The organism is Streptococcus oralis, assembly GCF_001578945.1.
GTDB classification, from domain to species: domain Bacteria; phylum Bacillota; class Bacilli; order Lactobacillales; family Streptococcaceae; genus Streptococcus; species Streptococcus oralis_Q.
Genome location: NZ_KQ969621.1, coordinates 1 through 426 on the forward strand (window position 1 = coordinate 1; position 426 = coordinate 426).

Genomic DNA, 426 nt, shown 5'->3' on the forward strand with positions numbered 1-426 from the left:
ATCCCTACTTCAGGAATGGCTATCCCTCCGATAACTGGAAGTTGCTGAGCGTCCCACTGGGCAACTAAAACAGCCTCAGATGAAATAGATTTAACTGAATCAAAATCAAAATTCCCCTCTGTCTCTTTATTCTCCTCAAGCTCTTCCTTAGTAACCTGACTGACTTGGTATTTATTGGTATTCCAAACCATAAATATGTCTCGAATCTTTGAATTAAAAATCAAGACTAAGGATAAGAGGATGAGAAACACTGCTAGGATGTTAGTCAGCAGATTTCTAGATTTCTTTCTCTTCTTTTTAGTATCTTTTTCAGACATTATACTTCACTCTCTGTTTCGTTTTCTGTCCTAACTTCTTTTTCTACCGCATCAACCGTTGTAAAGGTCACAATCTTGGCATCTTGATCTAAACGCATCACTTTAACTC

At 37.6% G+C, this 426-nt stretch carries 1 pseudogene; it reads right to left on the reverse strand.

Annotated elements, in window-relative coordinates:
* Positions 1 to 317 (reverse strand): annotated as a pseudogene (locus SORDD16_RS10090) (class A sortase); the annotation flags it as partial.
* Positions 318 to 426 lie beyond the last annotated feature (109 nt).